We start from the raw sequence: 26,931 nt of genomic DNA, 5'->3' as shown, positions 1-26,931 counted from the left end.
CCGTGCGCCGATGAACGCGATCGTCCGTCCCGCGCTGGCCCGCCATTTCCACCGCCTGGCCTGGCTGGCGGTGCTGCTCACCACCTGCGTGGTGGTGTTCGGTGCCTTCGTGCGCCTGTCCGACGCGGGCCTGAGCTGCCCGGACTGGCCGACCTGCTACGGCCGCGCCACCTGGCCCTCGGCACAGCAGGATGCCGCCGCGCACGTGGCCAGCGAGATCCGGCCGTTCGAGACGCACAAGGCCTGGCGCGAACAGGTGCACCGCCACCTGGCCGCTTCGCTCGGCGTGCTGGTGCTGGTGCTTGCGTTGCTGGCCGCGCGTCGACGGCGGTTTGGCATCGCCCAGATCGTGGGTGCCTCTTTGCTGGTGGCTGGCGCGATCCCGGCCTACATGTACGGACACATCGGCCTGGCATTCGCCCTCGCTGGCGCGGGCGAGGCGATCCTGCTGCTGGCCGCGCTGCGCTGGTCGAACATCGACCTGGCGCGGGCCGCGGTGCTGACCCTGGCGGTGATCGTCTTCCAGGCGTTGCTGGGCAAGTGGACGGTGACACTGCTGCTCAAGCCGATCATCGTGATGGGCCACCTACTCGGTGGCCTGGCCACGTTCTCGCTGCTGCTGTGGATGGCCTGGCGCGCCACCGACCTGCCGATCCGCCTGGCCGATGCGCGCGTGCTGCGGCGCTGGGTCATCGGCGGAATCATCGTGCTGGGCGTGCAGATCGCCCTCGGCGGCTGGACCAGTGCCAACTACGCGGCGCTGGCCTGCGGCGGCGGAGGCTGGACCACGGCGCAGCACCATTACCTGGACTTCCCGAAGTGCGTGGGCCAGTGGTGGCCGCCTGCGGATTTCCGCGAGGGCTTCGTGCTCTGGCGCGGCGTCGGCGTGGACTACGAAGGCGGCGTGCTGGATGGCGCCTCGCGCATCGCCATACAGCTGGTGCACCGGATGATGGCGGTGGTCGTGGCGATCTACCTGTTGTGGCTGGCGCTGCGCCTGTACCGCACGCCCGGCATGCGCGGCTGGGCCGCGGCACTGGGCCTGCTGGTGGTCGTGCAGGTCAGCCTCGGCGTGCTCAACGTGAAGCTGGCCTTGCCGCTGGTGGTCGCGGTGCTGCATAACGCCGGCGCGCTGGCGTTGCTGTTCGTTCTGGTGAGCGTTCTGGCGCGCCTGAAGGAACCCGAGTCGGTCGCATGAACGCCATTCCCCTCTGGCGCCAGTACCTGGAGCTGACCAAGCCGCGCGTGGTCGCGTTGCTGGTGTTCACCGCGCTGGTCGGCATGTTCCTGGCCGTGCCCGGGCTGCCACCGGCGCGCGAAGCGGTGTTCGGCCTGGTCGGCATCTGGCTGGCGTCCTCGTCGGCCGCGGCCATCAACCACCTGATCGACCAGCGCATCGACAAGGTCATGGCACGCACGGCGCACCGGCCCCTGGCCACCGGCGCACTGCGGCCGATGCAGGTACTGGTGTTCGCGGTCGTGCTGGGCGTGGCGTCGATGGCGATCCTGGTCACGCTGGTGAACACGGTCACCGCGTTGCTGACCTTCGCCTCGCTGATCGGCTACGCGGTGGTCTATACCGGCTACCTCAAGCGCGCCACGCCGCAGAACATCGTGATCGGCGGCGTCGCCGGCGCGGCACCGCCGCTGCTGGGCTGGGCCGCGGTCACCAACATGGACGGTCCGTGGGACTGGCAGCACGCGCTGTTGCTGGTGCTGATCATCTTCGTGTGGACGCCGCCGCATTTCTGGGCGCTGGCGATCTTCCGCCGCGAGGACTATGCGCGCGCGCTGATCCCGATGCTGCCGGTGACCCACGGCGTCACCTACACGCGCTGGCAGATCCTGTTCTACACCGTGCTGCTTCTGCAGGTGAGCATCCTGCCGGTGGTGTTCGCGATGAGCGGATTCTTCTACCTGGGTGGCGCGCTGGTGCTGGGTAGCGTGTTCCTCTGGTACGCCTGGCGACTGCTGGACCCGCCGGACGAGTTCTTCGCCATGCGCGTGTTCAACTATTCGATCATCTACCTGATGGCGCTGTTCGCCTTCCTGCTGGTCGACCACTGGCTGCCGTTGCTGCTGGGCAGCTGAGTGGGAGCCGGTTGCGCCGGAGCGGCGCAACCGGCCTGGCATCCTCGAAACTTTCGCGGGCGCCGATGCCGACGGCGCGAACCGCCGGCATCGCATGCGCCATGCACGCAGGCCGCCCCGCACGCGGAGCGGCCCGTCGCGTCAGCCGCCGCCTTCGGCCTTGGCCGCATTCGCGGTCTTCTTCTCGCGGTTGCGTATCCACATGTTGATCGCCTCCACGAACACCGAGAAGGCCATGGCGGTGTACACGTAGCCCTTCGGGATGTGCATGCCGAAGCCGTCGGCGATCAGCACCAGGCCGATCATGATCAGGAAGCTCAGCGCGAGCACCTTGACCGTCGGGTGGCGTTCGACGAACTCGCCGATCGGGCCGGCGAAGGCCAGCATGAAGGCGATCGACACCACGATCGCGGTGACCATCACCCAGCGCTCGTCGACCATGCCCACCGCGGTGATGATCGAGTCCAGCGAGAACACGATGTCCAGCACCATGATCTGGGCGATCACGCCGGCGAACGAGGTCGCCACGCGCTTGAGCGACGGGTCGCCGCCGGCGCCCTCGACCTTGTGGTGGATCTCGAGGGTGGCCTTGGCGATCAGGAACAGGCCGCCGCCGATCAGGATCATGTCGCGCCATGAGAACGCCTGGCCGAAGACTTCGAACACCGGATAGGTCAGGCGGGTGATCCAGACGATGGCGAACAGCAAAGCCAGGCGGGTGATGGCCGCGCCGGCGATGCCCAGGCGGCGCGCTCGGGCGCGCTGCTCGGGCGGCAGGCGACCGGCCAGGATCGAGATGAAGATGATGTTGTCGATGCCCAGGACCAGTTCAAGCGCGGTCAGGGTGGCCAGGGCGATGAGGATTTCCGGGGTGAACAGGGATTCCATGGGATGTGGTGTCTTGGAGGTGCGGTCGGAGGTTGCCAGCGTGCGGGTGCACGCGGCGTCGTGGGGTCAGCGGACGATACGGAACGGGGGGCTAGAAGTCGAAAAGCTCGCCGAGCAACGACTTGGGCTTGCGCGGCTTGTGGCCGTGCGCGTACGCATCGTGCCGGTCGTGGCGCGGGCGGTCGTCGTTGCGGTAGGCGGGACGCGGCGGCGGCGGCGGGGCGTCCGTCTCGGCGCGGGCCAGCAGGCGATCCAGTTCGCCGCGGTCGAGCCAGACGCCGCGGCACTCGGGGCAATAGTCGATTTCGATGCCCTGGCGTTCGGTCATGGCCAGGGTCACGGTCTTGCAGGCGGGGCAGTGCATGGGGGGCTCCGGGAAAATCCAGGGCCACAGCGGGCATGCACCGGGAAACGGACGCACCTTCGCCGTGGGACGGCGAAGGTCTTGCCCACAGGCCGCAAGGCCTGCCGCTGCGCCGGGACCGGAGTCCGTAATGACGGCAACAGCGCGGGGGGCTACTCCCCTTCGATGCGCGATCCTAGCACGCGGACCCTGAGCGCCAGGGTGGCGCCCTTCAGTCGGCGGCGCGTGGTGCGAGGTCGCCGAGCTGGGCGGCCACCACCGGCTCCAGCGACTTCAGGCCGGCCTTCCTGCCCAGTGCGAGTGCTTCACCGGCCGGGGCGCCTGCGCGGGCGGCATCCAGCGCCAGCAGCGCGCCGACGCGGTTTCCGGAGGCGCAATGCACCAGCACGCCAGCATCGCCGTGCCGCTCGAGCAGAGCCCGCAGCGCATCGGCATTGGCCGGAGTGATGTCGTCCTTGCCGGCGATGGGCAGGGTCACGTACGCCATGCCCAGGCGGGCGGCCTCGGCCGCCTCGTCGAAGCCGCGCGCTTCGCCGGCACCGCGCAGGTCGATGACCGTGCGCACGCCCTGCGCCTGCAGCCGCGCCAGGTCCTGGGCGTCGGGCTGGCCACCGGTGCGCAGGCCGGCGCGCGGTTCGGCGAACGCGCCCTGAGCGCCGAGCAGGTGCTGCTGCAGGAACAGCATCGAGGCGGCGCTGAAATAGTCGCTGTTGGCCTTCTTGCGGAAGCCGTGGCCTTCGTCGGCGAACTCCAGGTACCACACCGGCTGGCCGTTTCCGCGCACCGCTTCGACGATCTGCACCGCCTCGGTCCACGGCACGCGCGGATCGTTGCGACCCTGGGCGACGAACAGGGGCGCGCGGATGCGGTCGGCGTGGTTGAGCGGGGCGATCTTCTCGAAGAACGCGGCCATCGCCGGGTTGCGCTCGTCGCCGTACTCGGCGCGGCGCAGGTCGCGGCGGTAGTCCTCGGTGTTCTTGAGGAACGTGCGGAAATCGGAGATGCCGACCACGTCGATCCCGGCGCGGAGGCGTTCGCTGTAATGCATCAGCGAGGACAGCACCATGTAGCCGCCGTAGCTGCCGCCCATCACCGCCACGCGCGACGGATCCAGCTCGGGCTGTTGCGCGATCCAGTCCAGCAACGCGCCGATGTCCTTGACCGAATCCTCGCGCAGCGGCCCGTTGTCGGCCTGCAGGTAGTCCTTGCCGTAGCCGGAGGAACCGCGCACGTTCGGCACCAGTACCGCCACGCCCAGGTCGGCGAGCATGAACTGCACCGACGGATTGAACACCGGCTGCGACTGTCCCTCCGGACCGCCATGGATGCTGATCAGCACCGGATGCCTACCCGAGGCCGCAGGCTTCGCCGGACGGTAGTAGAACGCCGGGATGGTGCGCGGCTTGCCGTCGACTTCATCGAAGGTCGGATAACGCACCAGCGTGGGCGCGACGAACGTGGAGGCATCCAGGCCGCCGACTTCACTGCGGGTCCAGCGCGCCAGTGCCGTGCCCGCGAGGTCTAGCACATACACGTCGCTGGGCGAGGTGGCGCTGTTGAGGTCCAGCGCCAGGCGCTTGCCGTCTGGGGAGAAATCGAAATTGCCGATCACGCCGACCGGCAGCCGGTCCAGCGCGGGCAGCTGCACCGGCTCCAGGCCGGGCAGGCGCAGCACGTGCAGGCGCGAGATGCCGTCTTCGTTGGTGCTGTAGGCCAGGTGGCGGCCGTCGCCGGCGATGCGCACCTCGTCCACGTCCCAGGGGATATGCGCACTGAGCAGCTTCGGCGCGCCCATGCCCGGTCCGTGCCAGCGCAGCGTGCGGAACTGCTGCGGCTTGCCGTCGATGTCCTCGTCGGAAATGTAGAACACGCCCTTGCCGCCCGGCGCGTACTGGAACTGGCCCATCGAGGCCTTGCCGCCATCGACCGGGAACATCGTGAGCTTGCCGCTGGCCAGGTCCAGTTCGCCCGGATAGCTTTCGTTGGCCGAGACGTAGCGGCTGACCAGCAGTCGTTTGCCATCGGCCGAGAAATCGCTCGCGCCCCAGCTGCCACCTTCGGTGAGCACGGCGCGCGCCTGGCCGCTGCGCGTGTCGCGGACCCAGATGTCGCGATCGGTGCCGTTGCGCGAGGTGCTCGACCAGGCCAGCAGGCCGCCATCGCGGCTGACCACCGCGCCGCTGTTCTGGCTGCGCTTGCCGTCGGTCAGCAGGGTGGTGCCGCGGCTGGCCTCGTCGAACCAGTAGAGCTGCGAGAACTCGTCGCCGCCGCGGTCCTTGGCGAAGACGAAACCATCGCGCCAGGCCTGGGCCGGCGCCGGCACCAGGCCGGTGACGGGCTCGGGATAGAAGGTCAGCTGCTCGCGCATGCCCAGCGGTTCGCACACGCGGTGCGCCTGCGCGGTTTCGGCGAAGCGTGTGCTGACCAGCAGGCAGCCCTCGCGCGTCCATCCGGCCAGGCTGGCGGCGCGGGTGTTCTGGTAGCGGTTGAGCCGCTCCATCAGTTCGGCCGGCACCGTGGGCACGTTTTCGGTGGTGCGGTTGCCGGTGGTCTGGCGATCGACCTTGCCGCCGTCGGCTGCCAGTGCATGCGCGGGAAGTATCGCGGAGAGAAGGACGGCGAGCAGCAGAGGACGCATGGAGGATTCCCTGACGGTATGGCCGCAGGGTAAGCCGCCTCAGCCGCGCCGTACCAGTGCCTGCAGCAGCATGCGCTGCTCGTACTTGTCGGTTTCGTCCAGGCCTTGCGCGCGCTGCTTCTGGTTGAGCTCGTCGATGCGTTGCCGCAGCGTCTGCTCTTCCAGCTGCGCGATCGCATCGTGCAGTTCGTCGACCCACTTGGCTTCTTCGCCCGGCAATGCCTGCGCGGCGAGCTTGCGCAGCGCCTCGGCCTGTTCGTGTTCGGCGAAGTGTTCGAGCAGCGCCCCGGTGCTGATTTCCGGGCGCTGGCGGACCACGTCGAGGATCTCCAGCAGCAACGGAAGGCCCGGCAGTCGCAGCTCGGCGAAACGGTAGGGTTGTTCGAGTTGCAGGCCCAGTCCCGGCTGCTGCAGCAGGAGCGCGATCACGCTGCGCACGAGGCTGCGCTTCTGCGCCGGAGCGCTGCCGCGCGATGCCGGCCGTGCCGGCTCCGCGACCGGACGATTCGTGTCCACGCCGGTCTGCCGCTGCAGCTCCTGGCGCATCAGGTCGGCAAACGCGCCGTCGGGCAGCTGGGCGAGCAGGGGTCGCGCGCGCTCGGCCAGGCGCGCGCGGCCGTCGAGCGTGCCGCGGTTGGTGTCGCGCCCGATCTCGTCGAAGAAGAACTGCGACAGCGGGGTGGCCTGGGCCAGGCGGGCGTCGAAGCCGGCTGCGCCTTCCTTGTGCACGATCGTGTCCGGGTCCTCGCCGTCGGGCAGGAACAGGAAGAACGCCTGGCGGCCGTCCTTCATCCGCGGCAGCACCGATTCGACCGCGCGCCAGCCCGCGCGCCGCCCTGCCGCGTCGCCGTCGAAGCAGAAGTACACATCCGGCGCGTTGCGGAACAGCAGCTCGGCGTGGTCGGCGGTGGTGGCGGTGCCGAGCGTGGCCACGGCCTGGGTCACGCCATGCTGGAACAGCGCGACCACGTCCATGTAGCCCTCGACCACGATCAGTCGCTCGAGCTTCTGGTTGGCCTGGCGCGCCTGCCAAAGCCCGTACAGCTCGCGGCCCTTGTGGAACAGCGCCGTCTCCGGCGAGTTGAGGTACTTGGGGCTGGCGTCCTTGTCGAGGACGCGGCCGCCGAACGCGATCACCCGGCCCCGGCGGTCGTGGATCGGGAACATCACCCGGTCGCGGAACTTGTCGTAGACATGCCCGCGGTCGTTCTTGGACAGCATGCCGGTGCGCTCGAGCAGCTTCAGCCGGCGCTCGTCGGTGCCCAGCGCGTCCTTGAGCGTGGAATAGCCGTCGGCGGCGTAGCCGATGGCGAAGCGTGCGCGGTTCTCCGCATCCACGCCACGGCCATCCAGGTAGTCACGCGCGCGCGGACTTTCGGCCAGCTGGCGCTGGAACAGCTTCGCCGCGGCCTCCAAGGCCGCGTACTGGTCGCGCAGGTCGCTGTCCTGGTTGTTCTGCCGCGTTTCCTTGGGCACCTCGATGCCGGACCTGCGCGCCAGTTCCTCGACCGCATCGAGGAATTCGAGCCGGTCGTAGTTCATCAGGAAGCTGATCGCGGTGCCGTGCGCGCCGCAGCCGAAGCAGTGGTAGAACTGCTTGGTCGGGGAGACGTAGAACGAGGGCGTGCGCTCGTCGTGGAACGGGCAGGGCGCGCTGTACTCGCGGCCCTTGCGCTTGAGCGGCACGCGCGAACCCACCACCTCGACGATGTCGGTGCGTGCGAGCAGGTCGTCGATGAACGCGTCGGACAGGCGGGCCATCGCACTAGGATGCCACGCGGCTCCGGTCCCAGGCACCGGCAGAGCGAGACGGCCGGCTTCTAGGCGTCGGGAGTGCCGCCGTCCGCCGCAGGTTCGGCGTCTTCCCGGGTTCCGGCGCCGAACCCGGCCGCGCGCAGCTTCAAACGGGAATGCATGCGCTCGTCGATCACCGCGGTGATCAGCGCGCCGGCGAAGAACACCACGGCGGCGTAATACATCCAGACCAGCAGCAGGACCAGCGCGCCCATCGAGCCGTAGGCGCTGCCGGGCGCGGCCTGGGCCAGGTACAGGCCGATCAGGTAGCGGCCCAGGGCGAACAGCAGCGCGGTGATCGCGCCGCCGAGGAACGCCTGCCGCCAGGCCACGCGCCGGTCGGGCAGGTAGTGGTAGAGGAAGGCGAACGCCAGCGCATACAGCAGCAGCGTGGTTGCGTAACCGATCGCCGGCAGCACCGAGGGCAGCTGGGCGAACACCACCTGCAGCGCGGTGGTGGCGATCATCGACACGATCAGCAGGAACCCCAGCGCCAGCACCACGCCCAGCGAGAACACCCGCTTGCGCAGCCAGGCGCGCAGTCCGCCCAGCTGTTCGCCGCCTGTGCGGAAGATCAGGTTGAGCGCACCCTGCAGCTGGGCGAAGACCACGGTCGAGCCGATGAACAGGAGGGCCAGGCTCCACAGGCCGGCCAGCGAGCCGGTATCGGGCCGCGCGTCGGCATTCTGGATCACGGTCTGGGCGACCGCGGCGGCGTTGGCCCCGGCGAGGCCGTCGATCTGCGCCACCAGCGATTCCTGCGCCGGCGGGTAGAGCGAGGCGGTGAGCCATAGCAGCAGGACCAGCAGGGGTGCCAGCGACAGCAGCGTGTAGAACGACAGCGACGCGGCCTGGGTCACCAGGTCGGCCTCGACGAAACGCTTGAGCAGCGCCGCGGGCAGGCTCTGTTCCAGGCGGTCGAGATGGCGGCGCAGCTTGGCGGGCGACAGGGGTTTCATCGCATCGGCGCGGGTCGGTGCGGAGATCGCAGCTTGGCCGGGACCGCGTGGCGGGTGCGTGAGCGGCGCAGCTGCGGCTTATGGCTGCCTGCGGGCGAGCGCCTGCAACGCATCGCCGCTCACGCGCTGCGTCGTCCATCCGTCCAGGGGAGCGGCGCCAAGGCTGCGGTAGAAATCGATCGCCGGCGTGTTCCAGTCCAGCACCGACCATTCGAAGCGGCCATGGCCGCGTTCGACCGCAAGCCGGGCCAGGTGCAGCATCAGCCGCTTCCCGATGCCGCGTCCGCGGAAGGCGGGGCGCACGAACAGGTCTTCCAGGTGCAGGCCGCGCCGCCCCAGGAAGGTCGAGAAGCTGGTGAAGAACAGGGCGAACCCCGCGCCTTGCCCGTCGACCTCCGCGATCACGACCTCGGCGGCCGGTACCGGGCCGAACAATGCTTCCTCCATTGCCGCCGGTTCGGCGACGGCCTCGTGCGCCAGCCGTTCGTACTCGGCCAGCTCGCCGATCAGCGACAGGATCAGCGGCACGTCGTCGCGGCGCGCGGCGCGGAGCAGGATGGTGGAGGCGGCATCGGCCATGGGCGTGCATCCGGGGTCGGGCAGGCACGCATTGTCGCGCCTGCGCATGGCCATGCCGCAAGGATCAGGGTGCGCCCGCCGCGGTCACGCGCCAGACCGCGTTGCCGACATCGTCGGCGACGAGGACGCCGCCGCGCCGGTCGACCGCCACGCCCACCGGGCGACCCTGCGCGTCGCCACCTTCGTTGACGAAGCCCTCCAGCACCGGCTCGATCGGACCCGCCGGGCGTCCGTCCACGAACGGGACGAAGACCACCCGGTAGCCGACCTTGGGCTGGCGGTTCCAGGAGCCGTGCAAGCCGATGAACGCGCCTTCGCGATAGCGGGGCGGCATGCCTCCACCGGATTGGAGCGCCAGGCCCAGCGGGGCGACGTGCGAGCCCAGCGCGTAGTCGGGTGCGATGGCACGGGCGACCTGCACCGGATCCTGCGGCTGCACGCGCGCATCCACGTGCTGGCCGAAGTAGCTCCAGGGCCAGCCGTAGAACGCGCCTTCCCGCACCGCGGTGAGGTAATCCGGAACCAGGTCGTTGCCGATCTCGTCGCGCTCGTTGACCACCGCCCACAGCGTGCGGTCGTGGGGATGGATCGCCAGCGCGGTGGGGTTGCGCAGCCCCGAAGCGTAGTTGCGCACGCTGCCGGTGGCGGGGTCGACCTCCAGTACCGCCGCGCGGTCGACTTCCTCGTCCATGCCGTGCTCGGCGATGTTGCTGTTGGAGCCGACGCCCACGTACAGCCGGCGACCGTCGGCGCTGGCGACCAGGGACTTGGTCCAGTGGTGGTTGCGGCCTGCCGGCAGGTCCGCCACCTTGCGTGGCGTGGCGCTGATCGTCGTCGCACCGGCCCTGTAGGGCACCGCGACGAGCGCATCGGCATTGGCGACGTACAGCGTGTCGCCGGCCAGCGCCATGCCGAACGGTGAATGCAGGCCGGTGAGGAATGCATGCTGCTGCTCGGCCGCGCCGTCGCCGTCGCCGTCGCGCAGCAGGGTGATGCGGTCGGCGCTGGGGACACCGGCGCCGGCGCGCTTCTGCACGGCGGCCATCGCCCTGGGCCGCAATCCCTCCGGCGGCCGCGTGGGCTCGGGGCGGTTGGTTTCGGCGACCAGGACGTCGCCATTGGGCAACACCAGCAGCGTGCGTGGATGGTCGAGTCCGCGCGCGAAAGCCGTCACCGCGAAGCCGTTCGCCGGTCGCGGCGCATCGTTGCCCGCCCAGCCCACCGCGGGAGCGATCTCGACCACGGGCAGCATCGAGGCTTCAGGAGGCGGCAGCGCCGGGGAGGGGCCCGTGCCAGCGGCGTAGGACGCCGCGGGGGTGGCGACCCCCGGCTTTCCGGACTCGTTGACTGGCGGGTGATGGCTGCTGATGCAACCCGCCAGCAACAGGCATGGCGCGAAGAATGCGAGCGGGGATCGGCGACGCGACCGGCCAAGCGGATCGGGTGTCATCGCCATGGCCTCGGGGAGGTGGGGCCGCATTGCAGCAGCGCAGGCGTGACGGCGTGGTCTGCGCCTTCGGAACTGGGCGTACGCGACGGCCGCAAGGAGCGGTCGCGGGTATTCAGCCTGCGAGCCGGCGCTTCACCAGCGTCGAAACCTGGCCCATGTCGGCCTGCCCGGCCAGCTGCGGCTTGAGCACGCCCATGAGCTTGCCCATGTCCGCCGCGCTGGCCGCGCCGGTCTGCGCGATCGCGGCATCGATCGCGGCCATGATCGCCGCCTCGTCCATCTTGGCCGGCACGTAGCGGTCGATGACGACGATTTCGGCGCGCTCGATCGCAGCCAGGTCCTCGCGGTTGGCCGCTTCGTACTGCGACACCGAGTCGCGGCGCTGCTTGACCATCTTGTCGAGCACGCCCACCACCGCGGCATCGTCCAGCTCGATGCGCTCGTCCACTTCCCGCTGCTTGATCGCGGCGTTGATCAACCGGATCACGCCCAGCGAATCCTTGTCGCCGCTCTTCATGGCGGCCTTCATGTCGTCGGTCAGTCGCTGCTTCAGGCTCATGGCAACACCTCTGGGTCTGGCGGGCTTGCGCGACGGCCGGGAGGCCATCGGGCAGGCGTGGACGGGAAACACAAAAAGCCGGCGACGCGTGGGCGTGCCGGCTTTCGGATCAGCCTCGTAGCCGGGTCGGCGGCGGCGCCCAAGGGCGGCCGCGCCTTGCCCGGTCGGTACGTCAGTACAGGCGCTGGCGCTTGGTGACGTCGCGCGACATCCGGCGCACCTGGCGCTTCACCGCCGCGGCGGCCTTGCGCTTGCGCTCCTGGGTCGGCTTCTCGTAGAACTCGCGCTTGCGGGTTTCGGCCAGAACACCGGCCTTTTCGCAGGTGCGCTTGAAGCGACGCAGCGCAAACTCGAAGGGCTCGTTCTCGCGGACTTTGACGCTGGGCATGGAATCTCCGGACACAAATTACCGGGTCGGCCCCGGTGAGAGCCGCGTATGATAGCCGGGCTCCGGGGGCGGCCGCAAGCCGGGTCCGGAACATCTTTCCAGCCCCCGTTCCGGTCCCCGAACCCCATGCGCGTCCTTGGCATCGAAACCTCCTGCGATGAAACCGGCGTAGCCGTGTACGACACGGCGATCGGCGGGGCGGCGGGCCTGCGCGCCCATGCGGTCTACAGCCAGATCGCCCTGCACGCCGAGTACGGCGGGGTGGTGCCGGAACTGGCCAGCCGGGACCACGTGCGCAAGCTGGTGCCGCTGGTCCGCCAGACCCTGGCCGAAGCGGGCCTGGCGACCTCCGACCTGGACGGGGTGGCCTATACCGCCGGCCCGGGCCTGGTCGGGGCCCTGCTGGTCGGGGCAGGCACCGCCCGGGCCCTGGCCTGGGCGCTGGACGTGCCGGCCGTCGGCGTCCATCACATGGAGGGCCACCTGCTGGCCCCGCTGATGGAGGACGACCCGCCCGAGCCCCCGTTCGTTGCCCTGCTGGTTTCCGGGGGGCACACCCAGCTGGTCGCGGTGGATGCGATCGGCCGCTACCGCCTGCTGGGCGAAACCCTGGACGACGCCGCCGGCGAAGCCTTCGACAAGACCGCCAAGATGATGGGCCTGCCGTATCCGGGCGGCCCGCAGCTGGCCGCGCTGGCCGAACAGGGCGTCCCCGGCGCGTTCCGCTTCGCCCGGCCGATGACCGACCGGCCCGGGCTGGATTTCAGCTTCAGCGGCCTGAAGACCCAGGTCCTGCTGGCCTGGCAGCAGTCCGACCAGGCTACCCAGACCCGCGCCGACATCGCCCGCGGCTTCGAGGATGCGGTGGTCGACACCCTGGCGATCAAGTGCCAGCGCGCGCTGGACGCGGCCGGGTGCGACACGCTTGTGGTCGCAGGGGGTGTCGGCGCCAACAAGCGGCTGCGCGCCAGGCTGCAGGCGATGTGCGCGCAGCGGGGCGGGCGCGCCTGCTTCCCGCGACCGGCGCTGTGCACCGACAACGGCGCGATGATCGCCTTCGCCGGCGCCTTGCGCCTGCAGGCCGGGCAGCACGACGGCACCGAAGTGAAGGTGACCCCGCGCTGGGACATGGCCAGCTTGCCGGCCGTGGCGGGGGCGCGATAATCCGGCGATGGACAAGGTATTCATCGAAGGCCTCGAGATCGAGGCGCTGATCGGCATCTACGACTGGGAGCGGCGGATCCGCCAGACCCTGCGCTTCGACCTGGAGATGGCGTTCGACAACCGCGTGCCTGCGGCCAGCGACGACATCGCCCTTACGCTCAACTACAAGGAAGTCAGCAAGCGGCTGATCGAGTTCGTCGGCCAGTCGGACTTCGGCCTGGTCGAGACCCTGGCCGAGCGTTGCGCGGCGATCGTGCTCGAGGAGTTTGGCGTGCCGTGGCTGCGACTGAAGCTGAGCAAGCCTGGCGCGGTGCGCGGCGCGCAGGCGGTGGGCGTGGTGATCGAGCGCACGCGCGCCTGAGTTCCCGTGCGGGGCCGAGGCCCGGAAGCGCTTGACGGCCTGCGCGGGCCGGGTGCATGTTGCAGTGCATCACCGGCGCGGGGACGCCGGGTTCCCGGCAGGCAGGCGCGATGGATTGGGCGAAGTACCGGACCCCTTCGTATGACGAGCTGATCGATTCGGCCGGCCGGCCGCGTCCCGCCGCACGCCACCTGGTCGAATACCTTGCAGGACTGTCCGGCCGTGAACTGGCCGAGCGCCAGCTCGCCGCCGACGTCGCCGCGCGGGTCATGGGCATTACCTTCACCGTCTACACCGATGGCCGCAACGTCGACCGCACGCTGCCGTTCGACCTGATCCCGCGCATCCTCGACCGCCGCGAATGGCAGCGCACCGAGGCCGGCCTGAAGCAGCGCATGCAGGCGTTGAACCTGTTCATCGGCGATGTCTACGGCGAGCAGAAGATCGTCAGGGACAAGGTGTTCCCGGCGATGCTGCTGAAGAAGTCGGTCAACTTCCGCGAACAGTGCATCGGCGTGCGCCCGCCGCTGGACGTATGGGCGCACATCTGCGGATCGGACCTGGTCCGCGATGGCGACGGCACGCTGTATGCGCTGGAGGACAACCTGCGCATTCCCTCGGGCGTGTCCTACATGCTCGAGAACAGGATGGTCGCCAAGCGCGTTTTCCCGGAACTGTTCGGGACCAGCGCGATCCTGCCGGTGGACGACTACCCGGCCCAGCTCTACGACACCCTGGCCGCGCTGTCGCCGCGACCGGGCGATACCCCGGCCATCGCCCTGCTGACGCCGGGCGTGTTCAACAGCGCCTACTTCGAGCACGCCTACCTGGCCCAGGCGATGGGCATCGAGCTGGTGGAGGGCGGCGACCTGTTCGTCGCCGACGACGACTGCACCTACATGCGCACCGTGTACGGCCCACAGCGGGTGGACGTGGTGTATCGCCGCGTGGACGACCTGTTCCTCGACCCGGAAGTCTTCCATCCCGACTCGATGCTCGGCGTGCCCGGGCTGATCCGCAGCTGGCGTGCCGGCAAGGTGGCGCTGGCCAATGCGCCCGGCGCCGGCGTCGCCGATGACAAGGTGGTGTTCGCCTACGTGCCGAAGATGATCCGCTACTACCTGGACCAGGAGCCGATCCTGCCCAACGTGCCCAGCTACCTGTGCCACAAGGCCAAGGACCGCCGCTACGTGCTGGACAACCTCGAGAGCCTGGTGGTCAAGCCGGCCAACGAATCGGGCGGCTACGGCATGCTGATCGGACCGCGCGCCAGCAGGAAGGAGCGCGAGAAATTCCACGCGCTGATCGAGGCCGATCCGCGCAACTACATGGCCCAGCCCACCCTGGCGCTGTCCACCGCGCCGATCGTGACGGCGGAGGGACCGTCGGCCCGGCACATCGACCTGCGCCCGTTCATCCTTTCCCGCGAGGACACCTACGTGACCACCGGCGGGCTCACCCGCGTGGCGATGACCGAGGGATCGCTGGTGGTCAATTCCTCGCAGGGCGGCGGCGCCAAGGACACCTGGGTGGTCGACGTGGAGGACGACGCCTGATGCTGGCCCGCGTCGCCGACCAGCTGTACTGGTTCAGCCGCTACCTGCGCCGTACCGAGAACACCGCACGCCTGGTCGGCGTGGGCAGCCTGGTGCAGCTGGACCTGCCGCGTTCGGTGCGCTTCACCTGGCGGCCGATGATCGCCACGGTCGGTGCCGAAGCACTGTTCCTGGACGTGCATGCGGATCCGGAAGACGCCGACGTGCTCGATTTCCTGCTGCTCGATCCGCGCAATCCGTCGTCGCTGCGCGCCACGGTGGACAGCGCGCGCGAGATCCTTCGCGGCATCCGCGATGCGCTGCCGCAGGAGGTATGGGAGGCGGTCAACGACCTGCACCTGTACATCGACGCCGATGGCGAGCGCGTGCTGACCCGGCGCTACCGGCTGGACTTCATCAACCGCATCACCGACGGCTGCCTGAAGGTGTCCGGCCTGCTCGCCGCCAATGTCAGCCGCGACATCGGTTTCCACTTCCTGCGCCTGGGCACGGCGATCGAGCAGGCCGACATGACCACGCGCATCATCGATGCCGGGGCGTCGGGCCTGGTCACGCCGCGCAACGTGGACGATCGCGAGGCCTACCAGAACATGCAGTGGATGGCGGTGCTGCGCGCGCTGGCCGCCTACCAGATGTACCGGCGCCACGTGCGCCAGCGTGTTTCGGCCGCGCATGCCTTGCGGTTCCTGCTGCACAACGCCGAGTTCCCGCGCAGCGTGCAGTTCTGCCTGACCCGGGTGCAGCGGATCCTGCCGGCGATGCCGCCGCGGCCGCTGGTCGAGCGTGCGCTCACGCGGGCCAGCGGGCTGGTCCGCCAGGCCGATCCGGCAGTGCTGGCCGCCGGCGACCCGGCACGCTTCATGGACGAGGCGCAGATCTACCTCGGGGGACTCCACGAGGCCATCGCCGAAGGCTATTTCATGGGCTGACAGGCACGGAGGCGTCGCCGCGTGCGACGGTCCGCCGCTGGCCAGCGTGTAGAATCGCCGTGCACAGGAACAAGATCCGGACATGACCTACTGCGTCGGCATCGAAGTGGACGAAGGCCTGGTCTTCGCCGCGGACACCCGCACCAACGCCTCGCTCGACGACGTGCGCGTGCACCGCAAGCTGCACGTGTTCGACTATCCGGGCGAGCGCGTGTTCGTGGTGATGAGTTCGGGCAACCTGGCCACGACCCAGCTGGCGGTCTCGCGGTTGCGACGCGATGCCGAGGACCCCTCCGCCACGCGCAGCCTGCGCACGTTCAGGCACCTGTTCGAAGTGGCCGAGTACGTGGGCGAGGTCCTGGTCGCCAGCCAGGTGCAGGCCTACGACAGCGGCCAGCACGGCGGGGTCAGCACCCAGGCCACGCTGATCCTGGGCGGACAGGTCGCCGGCGAGCGGCCGGGCCTGTACCTGGTCTATCCGCTCGGCAACTGCATCGCCGCTTCGCCGGAGACGCCGTACCTGCAGATCGGCGAATCCAAGTACGGCAAGCCGATCCTGGACCGGATCATCCGGCCGGAGACCGCGCTGGAGGACGCCGCGCGCTGTGCGCTGGTGTCGCTGGATTCGACCATCCGCTCCAACCTGTCGGTCGGCCTGCCGATCGACATCGCGCTGATCCGCGCCGGCGACCTGCGCATCAGCCAGCAGGTGCGCCTTGAAGGCGACACGCCGCTGTACGCCGACATCCACGACAACTGGTCGCGCAAGCTGGAAAACGCGGTGCGGACCCTGCCGCGCTTCCCGTGGGAGCCGGCGCTGGCCACGACCGAGGAAGCCGCGCCGCTGCCGCCGCTGCCCCCGCGGCGCGGACCGTCACGGCAGGACCCGGGCGACCAGTCCGCGCAGCAGTAGCCACTGCCCCCTCCGCGAACGCCAGACATGGAACCCGCAATGCCCGCGACCACGCACGCGCCGGCGGAAGTGCTGCTGAGCCTGGGCAGCAACATCGCGCCCGAACGCCACCTGCGCGCGGCGCTGGCGGAATTGCAGGCGGCGTTTGGCGCATTGCGGGTCTCGCCCGCGTATCGCACCGCGGCGGTGGGATTCGAAGGCGCGCCATTCGTCAATGCCGCAGTCGCGCTGCGAACCGCCATGCCGCTGCCGGCGCTGGAAGACTGGCTGCACGCGCTGGAAGACCGGCATGGCCGCGACCGCAGCGGACCGCGCCTGTCGGACCGGACCCTGGACGTGGACGTTGTGTTCTACGGCGACCAGGTGGTCCGCGATGGCGAGCGGGTGCGGGTGCCGCGCCCGGAGCTTAAGCATGCGTTCGTGCTCAAGCCGCTGGCGGACATCGCACCCGCGTTCGTCGATCCGCTTGGCGGACGCGCGCTCGCCGACCTGTGGCGCGCGCATCGGCAGTACGGCGTCGCCTTCGAGGTGGTGCCGTTGTAGGCGCGGTCGCCAGGCCGCGAAGCCGCCGTGGTCGGCACAGGCGACGCCATCGTGATTCCGGCGCCCGATCGCGGTCATGCCCGCTCCTACAGGAAGCAAGTACCCCCGGCTTTTGTAGGAGCGGACTTCAGGCAGCGAAGCCGACGGCGTCGGCACAGGCGACATTGTTGTGGTCCCGACGCGCGGAAGCCGCGCTCAGCGTTCCCGTCCGCCATCCACATGCAGCACCTGGCCGGTGACGTAGGCGGCCTCGGCGGAGAGCAGCCACGCCACGGCGGCGGCGACGTCCCCCGGGAAGCCGGCGCGCCCGAGTGCGGTGGCGGCGAGGATCGCCTGTTGCGCTTCCACGGGTTGGCCGCTCTCGGGCCACAGGATCGCGCCGGGCGCGACTGCGTTCACGCGGACCTGGGGTGCCATTTCCTGCGCAAGCGCGCGGGTGAGCGAAACCAGGGCGGCCTTGGCGGCCGAGTAGACCGCATGGTCACGCAACGGCCGCCCGGCGTAGACGTCGGCCAGGTTCACGATCGCGCCCCGGCTTGCGCGCAGGTGCGGCATGGCCGCCTGCGCCAGGAACAGGGGCGCGCGCGCGTTGACCGCGAACAGGTCGTCCCAGTGCTGCGGCGTCAGCGTGCCCAGGGGCGTCGGATGGAAGTTGGAGGCGTTGTTCACCAGTGCATCGAGCCGGCCGAAGTGGCCCACGGCCGATGCGACCAGCTCGGGCAGGCGGTCGAACTGGCGCAGGTCGGCCTGCAGCACGCGCACGCTGCCCGGGCGAAGCCCGTCCAGCTCCGCGACCAGCGCGGCCATGTCTGCGCCGGAGTGCAGGTGGTGCAGTGCAAGGTCGTAGCCGCCCGCATGCAGCCTGCGCGCGATCGAAGCGCCGATCCGGCGGGCTGCGCCAGTGACGAGGGCGACGGGGCGATCGGAATTCATCAGCAACCTCGCTCGGCTATGCTGGCCATTGTCCCTGCCTGACGATGCCGATGCACGCCGACCTGCCGCCTCCCGACCCGCTGGCGCTCCAGCACAGCGATACGCTGGCCGCGCACATCCGTGCCGAGATCGCCGCGTCGGGCGGCACGATCCCGTTCTCGCGCTTCATGGAGCTGTGCCTGTACGCGCCCGGGCTGGGGTACTACAGCGCCGGCAGTACCAAGTTCGGCGGTGGCGGCGATTTCGTGACCGCGCCGGAGCAGGGCCGGCTGTTCGCAGCCACCGTGTCCGGTGTACTGGCCATCGCCCTGCAGGCGCTGGATCCGCGCGCGCGGGTGCTTGAGGTCGGCGGCGGCAGCGGCGCTTTCGCCGAGGTGGCGCTCAAGCGCCTGCTGCAGCTCGACGCACTGCCGGACCGCTACTCGATCCTCGAACCCAGCGCGGACCTGCGCGAACGCCAGCGCGAACGCCTGCAGCGCACGCTGACCCCATCCGTGTTCGACCTGGTGGAGTGGCTGGATCGTCCGTTCGAGGATGACTGGGATGGCGTGCTGTTCGCCAACGAAGTCATCGATGCCTTGCCGACGCCGCGCTTCACCCTGCGCGACGGCGAGGTGTTCGAGGAACACGTGACCCTCGATGGCGAAGGTCGGTTCATGACGAGCGACCGTCCCGCCGATGCGCTGCTGGCGGCGGCCGTGCGCCACGTCGAGCATGGCCTCGGCACGCCGTTCGCGGACGGGTACCGTTCCGAACTGCTGCCGCAACTGCCGTACTGGTTGCAGGCGGTGGCCGGCGGGCTGCGTTCCGGGGCGATGCTGTTCTTCGACTATGGCTATCCGCGCAGCGAGTACTACCTGCCGGAGCGCGACGAAGGCACCCTGCGTGCGTTCTACCGCCAGCACGTCCACGCCGACGTGCTCGGCCGGCCGGGTTTGCAGGACCTCACCGCTTCGGTGGATTTCACCGCGCTGGCCGAGGCCGGCACGGGCGCCGGATTCGACCTGGCCGGTTACTGCAGCCAGGCCAGCTTCCTGCTTGGCAATGGCATCGACCGCCTGCTGGCCGATGCCGAAGCGCGCAGCGACGAGGCCGGGGTGATGAGACTGCGCCAGGAGGTCAAGCGCCTCACCTTGCCGGCACACATGGGCGAACGCTTCCAGGCCATGGCCTTCGCGCGCGACATCGACCTGGGTGCGGCCTTCCTGCTGGGCGACCTGAGCTGGCGGCTGTGAGTCCGCTCAAGCGGTTCCGGCGCCCCTGGCTGTGGCTGGGCCTATGGTCGTTCGCGGTGTTGCTGGTGATCGTGTTCAGCCTGACGCCGCCCCCGCCGGTCGAGCTGCCGCGGCATGGCGACAAGCTCGAGCACCTGCTGGCCTACGCGCTGCTGGCCGCAGCCGCCGTGCAGGTGTTCGCACATGGCAGGTACCTGCTGTCGGTCGCGGCGGGGCTGGTACTGATGGGCATTGCGCTGGAGCTGGCGCAGGGTGCGCTCACCAGCACGCGCATGGCCGATCCGGCCGACGCGCTGGCCAACGGGGTGGGGGTCGGGCTGGGCATGTTGACCGCGCTGACACCCTGGCGCGATGCGCTGCTGCGGTACGAGCGTGGCCATGGCTGACGTTCGAACGCGCCCCGCCCCGAACTGCATTGGCCGCCGGTGGTGAGTACGACGATTCCAGCGTCGGAGCTGTATGCGCGCGCCTTTGCCGCCTTCCGCCAGGGCCAGTCGCAGCAGGCGCTGGGCATGCTGCAGCTGTTGCTGCGCCAGGTGCCCCGGCATGCGGATGGATGGAACCTTGCCGGGGTGATCCACAGCGCGCGGCAGGAGGTGGCCCAGGCGGTCGCCTGCTACCGGCGTGCCGTGGCCCTGGGTGCCGGCGCCGGCACCTGGGTCAACCTCGGCCTGGCCGAACAGAGGCGCCTGTCCCACGACGAAGCGGAGGCCGCCTACCGGAAGGCACTGCGCATGGACGGCACGCTCGTCATCGCCTGGCAGAAGCTGGGCGGATTGCTGGAGGAAACCGGCCGGCGCGAGGAGGCGCTTGCGGCCTACCGCAGTGCCCTGGCGCTGGAGCCGGGAAACCTGCGCAGCGTGGGCGACGCGCTGCTGCTGCGCCGTTACATGGCCGATTGGGATCCGGCATCCGGGCCGCATCCGCAGGACCTGCTGGCGGCCTGTGCGCATGCGGAGCGCAGCGATTTCGCACCGCTGCTGCTGCTGGCCCTGCCCGAGGCCGACGCCCACGTGCAGCGTTCGGCCGCGGCCCGGTTCGCCGCCACCCAATGGGGATCGCTGTCCACGCAGCCGGCCCTTTCGGCGCCGCCCGCGCCGCTGCCGGGCCGGCGCCTGCGCGTGGGCTACCTGTCATCCGATTTCCGTGCGCATGCCGTTTCGTTCCTCGCACTCGATGCCATCGCCGCGCACGATCGCGAGCGCTGCGAGGTCGTGCTGTACGCGCACGGTCCGCCGACTGACGACGCGTGGCGGGAGCGGGCGAGGCGCGCGGCGGACCGTTTCGTGGAGATCGAAGCCGACGATCGCAGCGCCGCGCAGCGGATCGCCGCGGACCGGCTCGACGTGCTGGTGGATCTCAACGGTTACACCTCGCAATCGCGGATGGGCATCGTCGCGCTGCGGCCGGCGCCGGTCATCGCATCCTGGCTTGGATACATCGGTACGCTCGGGGATGCGCGCCTGGCCGATTACGTCATCGGCGATGCGGTCGCCACGCCCGAAGCGATGGCGGATGGCTTCAGCGAGGCGCTGGCCCTGCTGCCGCACTGTTTCCAGCCCAACGCCGCGCACCATCCCGTGCCCGCGATGCGCCGCGACGTGGCCGGACTTCCGGAAGATGCCGTCGTGTTCTGCAGCTTCAACCAGGCCTACAAGCTGCATCCATCGCTGTGGGACGACTGGTGCGCGATCCTCGCGCGCGTACCCGGGTCGCTGCTGTGGCTGGCGCCGCCGCGCGACGACATCGCCCGCGACAACCTGCGCCGCGAAGCCGCGGCACGCGGGATCGCACCCGAACGCATCGTGTTCGCCCCGCAGGCGCCACGCGAGCAGCACCTGGCCCGGCTCGCCCTGGCCGACGTCGCCCTGGACACCTGGCCCTACAACTCCGGCACGACGGCCAGCGACGCGTTGCGGATGGGCGTGCCGCTGCTGACGTTCCCCGGCACGACGTTCGCCGGGCGCATGGCGACCAGCCTGCTGACCGCGCTGGGACTGCCCGGATGCATCGCGGCCGACCGGAACTCGCTGGTGGAACTGGCGGTGCGGCTCGGCAACGACGCCGCGGCCCGCGGCGACCTGCGCGCGCGCCTGGCTACGCTGCTGCCCGCAGCGCGCCTGTTCGATCCGGAGGCGATGGCCGTCGACCTGGAGCAGCTTTACCGGGCCATGCACGCGAATGCGCTCGCCGGCCGGCACGCCACGATCCGGCTATAAAAAAAGGCCGCGCACGGCGGAGTGTTCCCCGTCGTGCGCGACCCGGGTGCGGCCCTCAGCGCAGCTGCAGCGTCGCCCGATCCAGCACCCACATGGTCGGTCGCGTATCGCCGGTGAAGCGCAGGCACAGGTCGCGCTTGCCCGCCACGCCCTGCGGCAGTTCCGCGACGATATCGATGAAACCATCCGCGCCAGGCTTGGCCGGCAAAGGCACACTGGCGATGCGCTCGCCGCCGCAGCCGTCGGCGTGGATGTCCAGCTCACCATGCGCCGAGCGGGCCGGTTCGAAGCGGCGCGCCGGTTCGTCGTGCGCGAGCTGGAAGTAATACGGGATCTTGCCCGCGCGCACCTTCATCGAAGCTACGCCGTCCAGGTCGGCGCCGTTCCACTGCCAGCACGGATAGAAGATCGTGGTGTTGAAGATCGCACGCTCGCCATCGGCCGGGCCATCGTCTTCCAGGCGCAGCAGCAGGCGACCTGCGTCGGGACAGGTGGCGAGCTGCTCGTCGGTCCGGGTGAGCAGCGAGGTGGCGTCGTACGTGTGGGTGCGTGCAGTCGCCAGCGCATGGCCGTCGGCGAATGCAGCCGCACGCAACTGCGCCGGCAAGGTGACCGGCACCGGTGCTTTGTACAGCGTCGAAGAGGCGGTCGGTTCGCTGCCATCGGTCGTGTAACGCACTTCGTAGGCGAGCGGACTCTCCAGCGTGACCGTCGCCGTGCCGGCCTTGCGGTCGTGCTCGGCGGTGGCATCGACCTGGAACGGCGTCTGCGCGTAGCCCACGCCCCAGTGCCGGTAGCGTTCGAGCTGGTCGGGCAGGCGACGCAGGAAGCCGGCGTAGTCCTTGCGTTCCTTGGGCGTCCAGCCGGTCTCGGCGACCGCGGCCAGGCGCGGGAAGACGTTGTGCTGCAGGCGCTCGAAGGTGCGGGTGTGCTCGGTCCACATGTTCGCCTGCAGGCCAAGGATGTGGTGGCGCTGGCTTTCCTCGAGCTCCTTCGGCACCGGTTCGAAGTCGTAGACCTGCCGCATCGGGATCGTGGCCGGGCGACCCGGGGGTTCATCCGGCGAGTGGGTCTGCAGGTAGTCCAGGTACAGGTCGCTCGACGGCGTCATCACCACGTCGTGGCCTTCGCGCGCGGCCTTCAGCCCGCCTTCGATGCCGCGCCAGGACATCACCGTGGCCTCGGCGGGCATCGGGCCTTCGAGGATCTCGTCCCAGCCGATCAGGCGCTTGCCGTGCGCGGCCAGGTACTTCTGCAGCCGGGCCACGATATGGCTCTGCATCTCCATCTCGGTCTTGGCACCGACTTCGCGCATGCGCTCCTGCACGCGCGCCGAAGCCTCCCACTGGTCCTTGACCGCTTCGTCGCCACCGACGTGGAAATAGGTGCCGGGGAACAGCGGGATCAGTTCGTCCATCACGTTCTCCAGGAACGTGATCGTGCTTTCCTCGGTGTTGAACAGGTTCGGGAACACGCCCCACTCGCTGGACGGCACCAGCTTCTGGTCGGTCGTGCCCAGTTCCGGATAGGCGGCGATCGCGGCGGTGGCGTGGCCGGGCTGGTTGAGCTCCGGGACCACCGTGATATGCCGGGCCGCCGCGTAGGCGACGATCTCGCGGACCTGGTCCTGGGTATAGAAGCCGCAGTATTGGCGCGGCTTGCCGGTGGCCGGCTCGATGCCGCCATCGCCGGCCGGTATGCGGCAACCACCAATCTCCGTCAGCTTCGGATACTGCTTGATCTCCACGCGCCAGCCCTGGTCGTCGGTCAGGTGCCAGTGCAGCGTGTTGAGCTTGTGCATGGCCATCGCGTCGATGACCTGCTTGACCTGGTCCACGCTCCAGAAATGGCGCGACGGATCCATCATGAAACCGCGCCAGGCGAAGCGCGGCGCGTCTTCGATGCGTACCGCGGGCACCGAGACCGCCCCGGCGTCGTCCGCGGTCGCCAGCTGCGCCAGGCTCATGGCGCCGTAGAACAGGCCGGCGGCATCGCCGGCGCTGACGGTCACGCCCGCCGGCTTCACCTCCAGCAAGTAGGACTCGGCACCGGCGCCTGCGCGGGACGGGTCGATCGAGAAGCGGATCGCACCCTTCGCTTCGGCGCCATCGGCATCGGTGCCGTCCAGGAGCCGGGGTTCCACCGCCAGGCCCTTGGCCACGAGCGCGGCGAACTGGCCGGCGACCGTGCGCGCGGCATCCCCGTCGGCCAGCAACGGCGTGGCCGGGGACAGTACGAAGCGGCCTTCGCCGGGAACGGCGATGGCAGGCAGCGGGATCAGCGAGATCGCGGGTGCCTCGGCAGCCGGTGCCTGCGCAGGCGTCGCATCCGCGGGTGATTGCGGCTGGCCGGAACAGGCAGCCAGCGCGGCGGCCAGGCCTGCCACGCACAGCAGCTGCGCGGTCCGGGAAAAAGTGGATCGGTTCATCGTCACTCCCTTGTGGTGCGGTGAGGCATTGCCGGACGTGCCCGAAAAACGGAACGGGCCCGGATTTCTCCAGGCCCGCCCGTAACGGTCAGCCTGCGCTGCCGTCATGTTGCTTCGATCAGAACTGCACGCGCAGGGTCGCCATGTAGCGGCGGCCGGTGCGGTAATCGCCGCGGACCAGCTTCTCGGTGTTGGCGATCCCGTCGACTTCCGCGTACGTGTAGTAGTTGGAATCGAGCAGGTTCATGCCGTCGACGCTCACGCTCAGGAAGTCGTTGATCTTGTACGTGAGGTTCGCGTCCAGCGAGTCGTAGTCGTCGGTGACCAGGAAGTTGCCGCGATCGACCTGCGTGTAGTACTTCGAGCGCCAGGAGTAGGTGACGCGCGCGCTCCAGTCGTCGTTCTCGAAGAACGGGCTGACGTTGATCTGGTTCTTCGAGTTGTACGGCAGCGGGTCGCCGTTGTCGGCCTCGGCATTGGCGTAGGTGTAGTTGGCCAGCAGGCCCAGGCCGTTGTCGAACGACTGCTGGAACGCGGCCGAGAAGCCCTGGATGCTGGCGTCGCCGGCGTTGTTCGGGCGCGAGACGTCATAGATCGTGTCGCGACCCTGGTTCTGGTTGAAGTGGGTCTCTTCCTGGGTGGTGACCAGGACGTAGTCGGACACGTCCTTGTAGAACAGCGTGCCGGCCAGGATCGAGTTCTCGCTGAAGTACCACTCGGCCGAGAAGTCCCAGTTGGTGGACTGGTACGGATCCAGGTCCGGGTTGCCGCCGCCGCCGGTCAGGGTCTGGTCGCCCAGCCACAGGTAGCTGGACATGTCGCCGTAGTTCGGGCGCGACATCACCTGGGCCGCCGAGAAGCGCAGCACCACGTCGTCGGTGGCCTCGTAGGCGACGTTCACGTTGGGCAGCAGGTTGTCGTACTTCTTCTTGACGCTGGTCGGCGCATAGGCGGTCGCCGGGCAGGGGCTCACGTTGACCGTGCACGCCCAGCCCATGCTGTCGGACTCGGTTTCCACGTAGCGCACGCCGAAGTTGCCGCGGAAGCTGTTCCAGCTGAAGTCACCCTGCACGTAGAACGCGTTGATGTCCTCGGTGATGGTCCAGGTGTTGGCCGCGAACGACGGGTCGTTGAACGTGCTCGGTTCCGGCATCGTCTGCCACGGAGCCAGCCAGTCGCCGCTGAGGATCCAGTCGGCCAGCGCCCAGCCGTCGATGGTGAAGCGCTCGTTGAGGTCGCCGACGTTGCTGAAGCCGCTGAGGTAGTTGTCCGGCAGCGGGCGCGGGCTGAACTCCGACGCCAGCGCGTTGCCGTAGCCGGCGACGGTGGCCAGCGAAACGCCGCCCATCCGCTGCCCGGTCTCGTGCTCGCGGCGCTTGAAGCCGAAGCGGACCTGGTAGACCGGCGAATCCAGGCGCAGGCCGAAGTCGACCTGGCCGTACTTCTCCTCGTCCCAGGTCGGCTTGAACACGATGTTGCCGCCCCAGCCCGGGTTCCAGGTGGCGGCGCTGCTCGGGTCCGCGCCCCAGCCGCCGTCGATCTGGAATGCATTCGGATCCAGGAACGGGTTGGCGCCGTGGAAGGTCAGGCTGCGGTTGCCGCTGATGTCGTAGCTGTAGTCGGACCAGTTCAGGAACTCGCCGTAGACCTGGCGGCCGGTGCCGCCGGTGGCCTTGGAGCTGCCCAGGTGGGTCGAGGCGAACCAGCGCTCGTCGTTCCAGGTCGCCTTCAGGTCGTAGGAATCGGTATCGACGGTGGCCTCGCGGTTGATCAGGTCGTACACGACCAGCGCGTTGTCGAACGTGGCCTTGGTGATCACGCCGCCATCGACGGTCAGGTCGGTCATCTTCATCAGGCCGTTCCACGCGTTGCCCTGGAAGGCGAACATGGAGTGGCTCATGTTGTCGAAGTCGGCCTTGACGTTGAGCGCGTTGAACTCGATGTCCAGCTGCTCGACCGGCTTGAACTGCAGGGCCACCGAGATCGTGTCGCGGTTGCGCTCCTGTTCGAAGTAGTGCGCGCTGATCGAGTTCGGGCCGACGGCATCCTGGTTGGCGAGCAGGGTCGTGGCGCATGCCCCCACGCACGAGGCCGGAAGCGTGGGCTGCACGCCGTTCACCGGCGCCTGGGACCAGTCGGCGGGCAGGTTGAAGATCGAACCACCACCGCCGGCGCCGTAGGCATAGTCGCGGCCGGTCACGGTGCCGTAGGACTCGATGCCGTCGCGGCGGATGGTTTCGTCGGCACGCTGCGCGGCGACGATGACGCCGAAGTTGTCGGCGTCGTTCTTCCAGCCCAGCAGGACCGAGACCTGCGGGTCGCCGCTCTCGACGCGGTCGTTGTACAGGTAGCCGATCTGCCCGGAGACGGTGGTCTTGCTCAGGTCCAGCGGCTTGCGGGTGACGATGTTGACGGTGCCGCCGATCGAACCTTCGTCGATGTGGGCTTCCGGGGACTTGAACACCTCGACGCGACCGACGATCTGCGGCGCCAGCAGGGAGTAGTTGAAGGTACGGCCCGGCTGGTCGGTGATGAACCAGTCGGCCGACGCCACGGTCTGGCCGTTGAGCAGGGTGCGGTTCAACGCCGGGTCGGTGCCCAGGATCGAGACCTTCTCGCCCTGGCCGAAGGCCCGGTCGATGGTCACGCCCGGGATGATCGTGATCGCTTCGGCGACGTTGGTCGCCGGGAACTTGCCCACGTCCTCGGCGGTGATCACGTCGACGATGTTGTCGGCGTCGCGCTTGGCGTCGAGCGCCTGCTTGAGGCTGCCGCGGATGCCGACGACGACGATGCCGTCGAGTTCGGTTGCACTGGCCTGGTCGGTGGCCGGTGCGGCAGGGGTGGCCGGCGTGGCGGCTTCCTGCGCATGGACCTGCACGGCGAAGCCAAGACAGGTGGCGACGGCGGCGGAAAGTACGGACTTGCGGTGCTTCATGA

At 69.5% G+C, this 26,931-nt stretch carries 23 protein-coding genes; 11 read left to right on the top strand and 12 right to left on the bottom strand.

Annotated elements, in window-relative coordinates; translation table 11 throughout:
* The first annotated feature begins 10 nt into the window (after positions 1-10).
* Together MNQ95_RS05445 and MNQ95_RS05440 are read left to right on the top strand one after the other, a co-directional pair.
* Positions 11-1,198: a COX15/CtaA family protein gene (locus MNQ95_RS05445; RefSeq protein ID WP_241954033.1), complete on the top strand. Its 1,188-nt coding sequence runs from the start codon at positions 11-13 to the stop codon at positions 1,196-1,198.
* Positions 1,195-2,091, top strand: coding sequence for a heme o synthase (locus MNQ95_RS05440; RefSeq protein WP_241954032.1), 897 nt, complete (start codon positions 1,195-1,197; stop codon positions 2,089-2,091). The genes MNQ95_RS05445 and MNQ95_RS05440 overlap by 4 nt, the downstream gene beginning before the upstream one ends.
* A gap of 141 nt (positions 2,092-2,232) precedes the next feature.
* On the opposite strand, the gene MNQ95_RS05435 is transcribed toward MNQ95_RS05440, so the two are convergent.
* The 9 genes from MNQ95_RS05435 to rpsU form a co-directional block, all read right to left on the bottom strand.
* On the bottom strand, positions 2,233-2,979 hold the full coding sequence (locus tag MNQ95_RS05435) for a TerC family protein (RefSeq protein ID WP_162408006.1): 747 nt from the start codon (positions 2,977-2,979) through the stop codon (positions 2,233-2,235).
* Positions 2,980-3,070: 91 nt separating this feature from the next.
* Complete coding sequence (locus MNQ95_RS05430) at positions 3,071-3,343, bottom strand: TFIIB-type zinc ribbon-containing protein (protein WP_241954031.1); 273 nt, start codon at positions 3,341-3,343, stop codon at positions 3,071-3,073.
* A 211-nt stretch (positions 3,344-3,554) separates the two neighbouring features.
* On the bottom strand, positions 3,555-5,981 hold the full coding sequence (locus tag MNQ95_RS05425) for a prolyl oligopeptidase family serine peptidase (protein ID WP_241954030.1): 2,427 nt from the start codon (positions 5,979-5,981) through the stop codon (positions 3,555-3,557).
* A 39-nt stretch (positions 5,982-6,020) separates the two neighbouring features.
* A complete protein-coding gene (gene dnaG, locus MNQ95_RS05420) occupies positions 6,021-7,742 on the bottom strand; it encodes a DNA primase (RefSeq protein ID WP_241954029.1) in 1,722 nt (573 codons plus the stop codon).
* Positions 7,743-7,801: 59 nt separating this feature from the next.
* Positions 7,802-8,734 carry a YihY/virulence factor BrkB family protein gene (locus MNQ95_RS05415; RefSeq protein ID WP_162408002.1) on the bottom strand — a complete coding sequence of 311 codons (933 nt, stop codon included), beginning with the start codon at positions 8,732-8,734 and terminating at the stop codon, positions 7,802-7,804.
* Between the two features lie 78 nt (positions 8,735-8,812).
* On the bottom strand, positions 8,813-9,313 hold the full coding sequence (locus MNQ95_RS05410; RefSeq protein ID WP_241954028.1) for a GNAT family N-acetyltransferase: 501 nt from the start codon (positions 9,311-9,313) through the stop codon (positions 8,813-8,815).
* A 64-nt stretch (positions 9,314-9,377) separates the two neighbouring features.
* On the bottom strand, positions 9,378-10,763 hold the full coding sequence (locus MNQ95_RS05405) for a PQQ-dependent sugar dehydrogenase (RefSeq protein WP_425605733.1): 1,386 nt from the start codon (positions 10,761-10,763) through the stop codon (positions 9,378-9,380).
* Positions 10,764-10,875: 112 nt separating this feature from the next.
* Positions 10,876-11,322, bottom strand: coding sequence for a GatB/YqeY domain-containing protein (locus MNQ95_RS05400; RefSeq protein ID WP_162407999.1), 447 nt, complete (start codon positions 11,320-11,322; stop codon positions 10,876-10,878).
* A 172-nt stretch (positions 11,323-11,494) separates the two neighbouring features.
* The gene (rpsU, locus tag MNQ95_RS05395) at positions 11,495-11,710 is read right to left on the bottom strand and encodes a 30S ribosomal protein S21 (protein WP_052631395.1); all 216 of its coding nucleotides are present in this window, start codon (positions 11,708-11,710) and stop codon (positions 11,495-11,497) included.
* A gap of 126 nt (positions 11,711-11,836) precedes the next feature.
* Here rpsU and tsaD point away from each other — a divergent pair, with 126 nt between their 5' ends.
* The 6 genes from tsaD to folK all read left to right on the top strand — a co-directional run bounded on the left by tsaD (position 11,837) and on the right by folK (position 17,176).
* The gene (tsaD, locus tag MNQ95_RS05390) at positions 11,837-12,874 is read left to right on the top strand and encodes a tRNA (adenosine(37)-N6)-threonylcarbamoyltransferase complex transferase subunit TsaD (protein WP_162407998.1); all 1,038 of its coding nucleotides are present in this window, start codon (positions 11,837-11,839) and stop codon (positions 12,872-12,874) included.
* Positions 12,875-12,881: 7 nt separating this feature from the next.
* Entirely contained in the window at positions 12,882-13,235 is a 354-nt protein-coding gene (folB, locus tag MNQ95_RS05385; protein WP_162407997.1) for a dihydroneopterin aldolase, read from the top strand.
* Positions 13,236-13,345: 110 nt separating this feature from the next.
* A complete protein-coding gene (locus tag MNQ95_RS05380; RefSeq protein WP_162407996.1) occupies positions 13,346-14,791 on the top strand; it encodes a circularly permuted type 2 ATP-grasp protein in 1,446 nt (481 codons plus the stop codon).
* Positions 14,791-15,720: an alpha-E domain-containing protein gene (locus tag MNQ95_RS05375; RefSeq protein WP_162407995.1), complete on the top strand. Its 930-nt coding sequence runs from the start codon at positions 14,791-14,793 to the stop codon at positions 15,718-15,720. The genes MNQ95_RS05380 and MNQ95_RS05375 overlap by 1 nt, the downstream gene beginning before the upstream one ends.
* An 82-nt stretch (positions 15,721-15,802) precedes the next feature.
* Positions 15,803-16,633 carry a proteasome-type protease gene (locus MNQ95_RS05370; RefSeq protein ID WP_241954027.1) on the top strand — a complete coding sequence of 277 codons (831 nt, stop codon included), beginning with the start codon at positions 15,803-15,805 and terminating at the stop codon, positions 16,631-16,633.
* A gap of 39 nt (positions 16,634-16,672) precedes the next feature.
* Positions 16,673-17,176, top strand: a complete 504-nt coding sequence (folK, locus tag MNQ95_RS05365) for a 2-amino-4-hydroxy-6-hydroxymethyldihydropteridine diphosphokinase (RefSeq protein WP_162407993.1) — start codon at positions 16,673-16,675, stop codon at positions 17,174-17,176.
* Between the two features lie 195 nt (positions 17,177-17,371).
* On the opposite strand, the gene MNQ95_RS05360 is transcribed toward folK, so the two are convergent.
* Positions 17,372-18,109 carry a pteridine reductase gene (locus MNQ95_RS05360; RefSeq protein WP_241954026.1) on the bottom strand — a complete coding sequence of 246 codons (738 nt, stop codon included), beginning with the start codon at positions 18,107-18,109 and terminating at the stop codon, positions 17,372-17,374.
* Between the two features lie 50 nt (positions 18,110-18,159).
* Here MNQ95_RS05360 and MNQ95_RS05355 point away from each other — a divergent pair, with 50 nt between their 5' ends.
* From MNQ95_RS05355 to MNQ95_RS05345, 3 genes are read left to right on the top strand one after another with little or no spacing between them, the layout of a single operon-like run.
* On the top strand, positions 18,160-19,344 hold the full coding sequence (locus tag MNQ95_RS05355; protein ID WP_202922799.1) for a class I SAM-dependent methyltransferase: 1,185 nt from the start codon (positions 18,160-18,162) through the stop codon (positions 19,342-19,344).
* Positions 19,341-19,730, top strand: a complete 390-nt coding sequence (locus MNQ95_RS05350; protein WP_162407990.1) for a VanZ family protein — start codon at positions 19,341-19,343, stop codon at positions 19,728-19,730. The genes MNQ95_RS05355 and MNQ95_RS05350 overlap by 4 nt, the downstream gene beginning before the upstream one ends.
* A 42-nt stretch (positions 19,731-19,772) precedes the next feature.
* Positions 19,773-21,563 (top strand): O-linked N-acetylglucosamine transferase, SPINDLY family protein, encoded by a 1,791-nt coding sequence (locus MNQ95_RS05345; RefSeq protein WP_241954025.1) that lies wholly within the window; start codon positions 19,773-19,775, stop codon positions 21,561-21,563.
* A gap of 55 nt (positions 21,564-21,618) precedes the next feature.
* On the opposite strand, the gene MNQ95_RS05340 is transcribed toward MNQ95_RS05345, so the two are convergent.
* Both MNQ95_RS05340 and MNQ95_RS05335 read right to left on the bottom strand, forming a co-directional pair.
* The gene (locus tag MNQ95_RS05340) at positions 21,619-23,991 is read right to left on the bottom strand and encodes a family 20 glycosylhydrolase (protein ID WP_241954024.1); all 2,373 of its coding nucleotides are present in this window, start codon (positions 23,989-23,991) and stop codon (positions 21,619-21,621) included.
* Between the two features lie 118 nt (positions 23,992-24,109).
* Positions 24,110-26,929, bottom strand: a complete 2,820-nt coding sequence (locus MNQ95_RS05335; RefSeq protein ID WP_241954023.1) for a TonB-dependent receptor — start codon at positions 26,927-26,929, stop codon at positions 24,110-24,112.
* Positions 26,930-26,931 lie beyond the last annotated feature (2 nt).

The sequence above is a fragment of the Pseudoxanthomonas daejeonensis genome (genome assembly GCF_022637495.1).
Taxonomy (GTDB): domain Bacteria; phylum Pseudomonadota; class Gammaproteobacteria; order Xanthomonadales; family Xanthomonadaceae; genus Pseudoxanthomonas; species Pseudoxanthomonas daejeonensis.
The sequence above is the reverse complement of the archived record's forward strand: the minus strand, read 5'-3'. Positions and strand labels throughout refer to the sequence as shown.

What these genes read in the sequence shown, in the direction of transcription:
- MNQ95_RS05440 (WP_241954032.1), top strand. Translation starts at nt 1,195, where the DNA reads ATGAACGCCATTCCCCTCTGGCGCCAGTACCTGGAGCTGACCAAGCCG.
- MNQ95_RS05445 (WP_241954033.1), top strand. Translation starts at nt 11, where the DNA reads ATGAACGCGATCGTCCGTCCCGCGCTGGCCCGCCATTTCCACCGCCTG.
- MNQ95_RS05400 (WP_162407999.1), bottom strand. Translation starts at nt 11,322, where the DNA reads ATGAGCCTGAAGCAGCGACTGACCGACGACATGAAGGCCGCCATGAAG.
- MNQ95_RS05415 (WP_162408002.1), bottom strand. Translation starts at nt 8,734, where the DNA reads ATGAAACCCCTGTCGCCCGCCAAGCTGCGCCGCCATCTCGACCGCCTG.
- folK (WP_162407993.1), top strand. Translation starts at nt 16,673, where the DNA reads ATGCCCGCGACCACGCACGCGCCGGCGGAAGTGCTGCTGAGCCTGGGC.
- MNQ95_RS05430 (WP_241954031.1), bottom strand. Translation starts at nt 3,343, where the DNA reads ATGCACTGCCCCGCCTGCAAGACCGTGACCCTGGCCATGACCGAACGC.
- MNQ95_RS05370 (WP_241954027.1), top strand. Translation starts at nt 15,803, where the DNA reads ATGACCTACTGCGTCGGCATCGAAGTGGACGAAGGCCTGGTCTTCGCC.
- tsaD (WP_162407998.1), top strand. Translation starts at nt 11,837, where the DNA reads ATGCGCGTCCTTGGCATCGAAACCTCCTGCGATGAAACCGGCGTAGCC.
- MNQ95_RS05355 (WP_202922799.1), top strand. Translation starts at nt 18,160, where the DNA reads ATGCACGCCGACCTGCCGCCTCCCGACCCGCTGGCGCTCCAGCACAGC.
- folB (WP_162407997.1), top strand. Translation starts at nt 12,882, where the DNA reads ATGGACAAGGTATTCATCGAAGGCCTCGAGATCGAGGCGCTGATCGGC.
- MNQ95_RS05425 (WP_241954030.1), bottom strand. Translation starts at nt 5,981, where the DNA reads ATGCGTCCTCTGCTGCTCGCCGTCCTTCTCTCCGCGATACTTCCCGCG.
- MNQ95_RS05340 (WP_241954024.1), bottom strand. Translation starts at nt 23,991, where the DNA reads ATGAACCGATCCACTTTTTCCCGGACCGCGCAGCTGCTGTGCGTGGCA.
- MNQ95_RS05380 (WP_162407996.1), top strand. Translation starts at nt 13,346, where the DNA reads ATGGATTGGGCGAAGTACCGGACCCCTTCGTATGACGAGCTGATCGAT.
- MNQ95_RS05405 (WP_425605733.1), bottom strand. Translation starts at nt 10,763, where the DNA reads ATGACACCCGATCCGCTTGGCCGGTCGCGTCGCCGATCCCCGCTCGCA.
- rpsU (WP_052631395.1), bottom strand. Translation starts at nt 11,710, where the DNA reads ATGCCCAGCGTCAAAGTCCGCGAGAACGAGCCCTTCGAGTTTGCGCTG.
- MNQ95_RS05410 (WP_241954028.1), bottom strand. Translation starts at nt 9,313, where the DNA reads ATGGCCGATGCCGCCTCCACCATCCTGCTCCGCGCCGCGCGCCGCGAC.
- MNQ95_RS05335 (WP_241954023.1), bottom strand. Translation starts at nt 26,929, where the DNA reads ATGAAGCACCGCAAGTCCGTACTTTCCGCCGCCGTCGCCACCTGTCTT.
- MNQ95_RS05375 (WP_162407995.1), top strand. Translation starts at nt 14,791, where the DNA reads ATGCTGGCCCGCGTCGCCGACCAGCTGTACTGGTTCAGCCGCTACCTG.
- MNQ95_RS05435 (WP_162408006.1), bottom strand. Translation starts at nt 2,979, where the DNA reads ATGGAATCCCTGTTCACCCCGGAAATCCTCATCGCCCTGGCCACCCTG.
- dnaG (WP_241954029.1), bottom strand. Translation starts at nt 7,742, where the DNA reads ATGGCCCGCCTGTCCGACGCGTTCATCGACGACCTGCTCGCACGCACC.
- MNQ95_RS05360 (WP_241954026.1), bottom strand. Translation starts at nt 18,109, where the DNA reads ATGAATTCCGATCGCCCCGTCGCCCTCGTCACTGGCGCAGCCCGCCGG.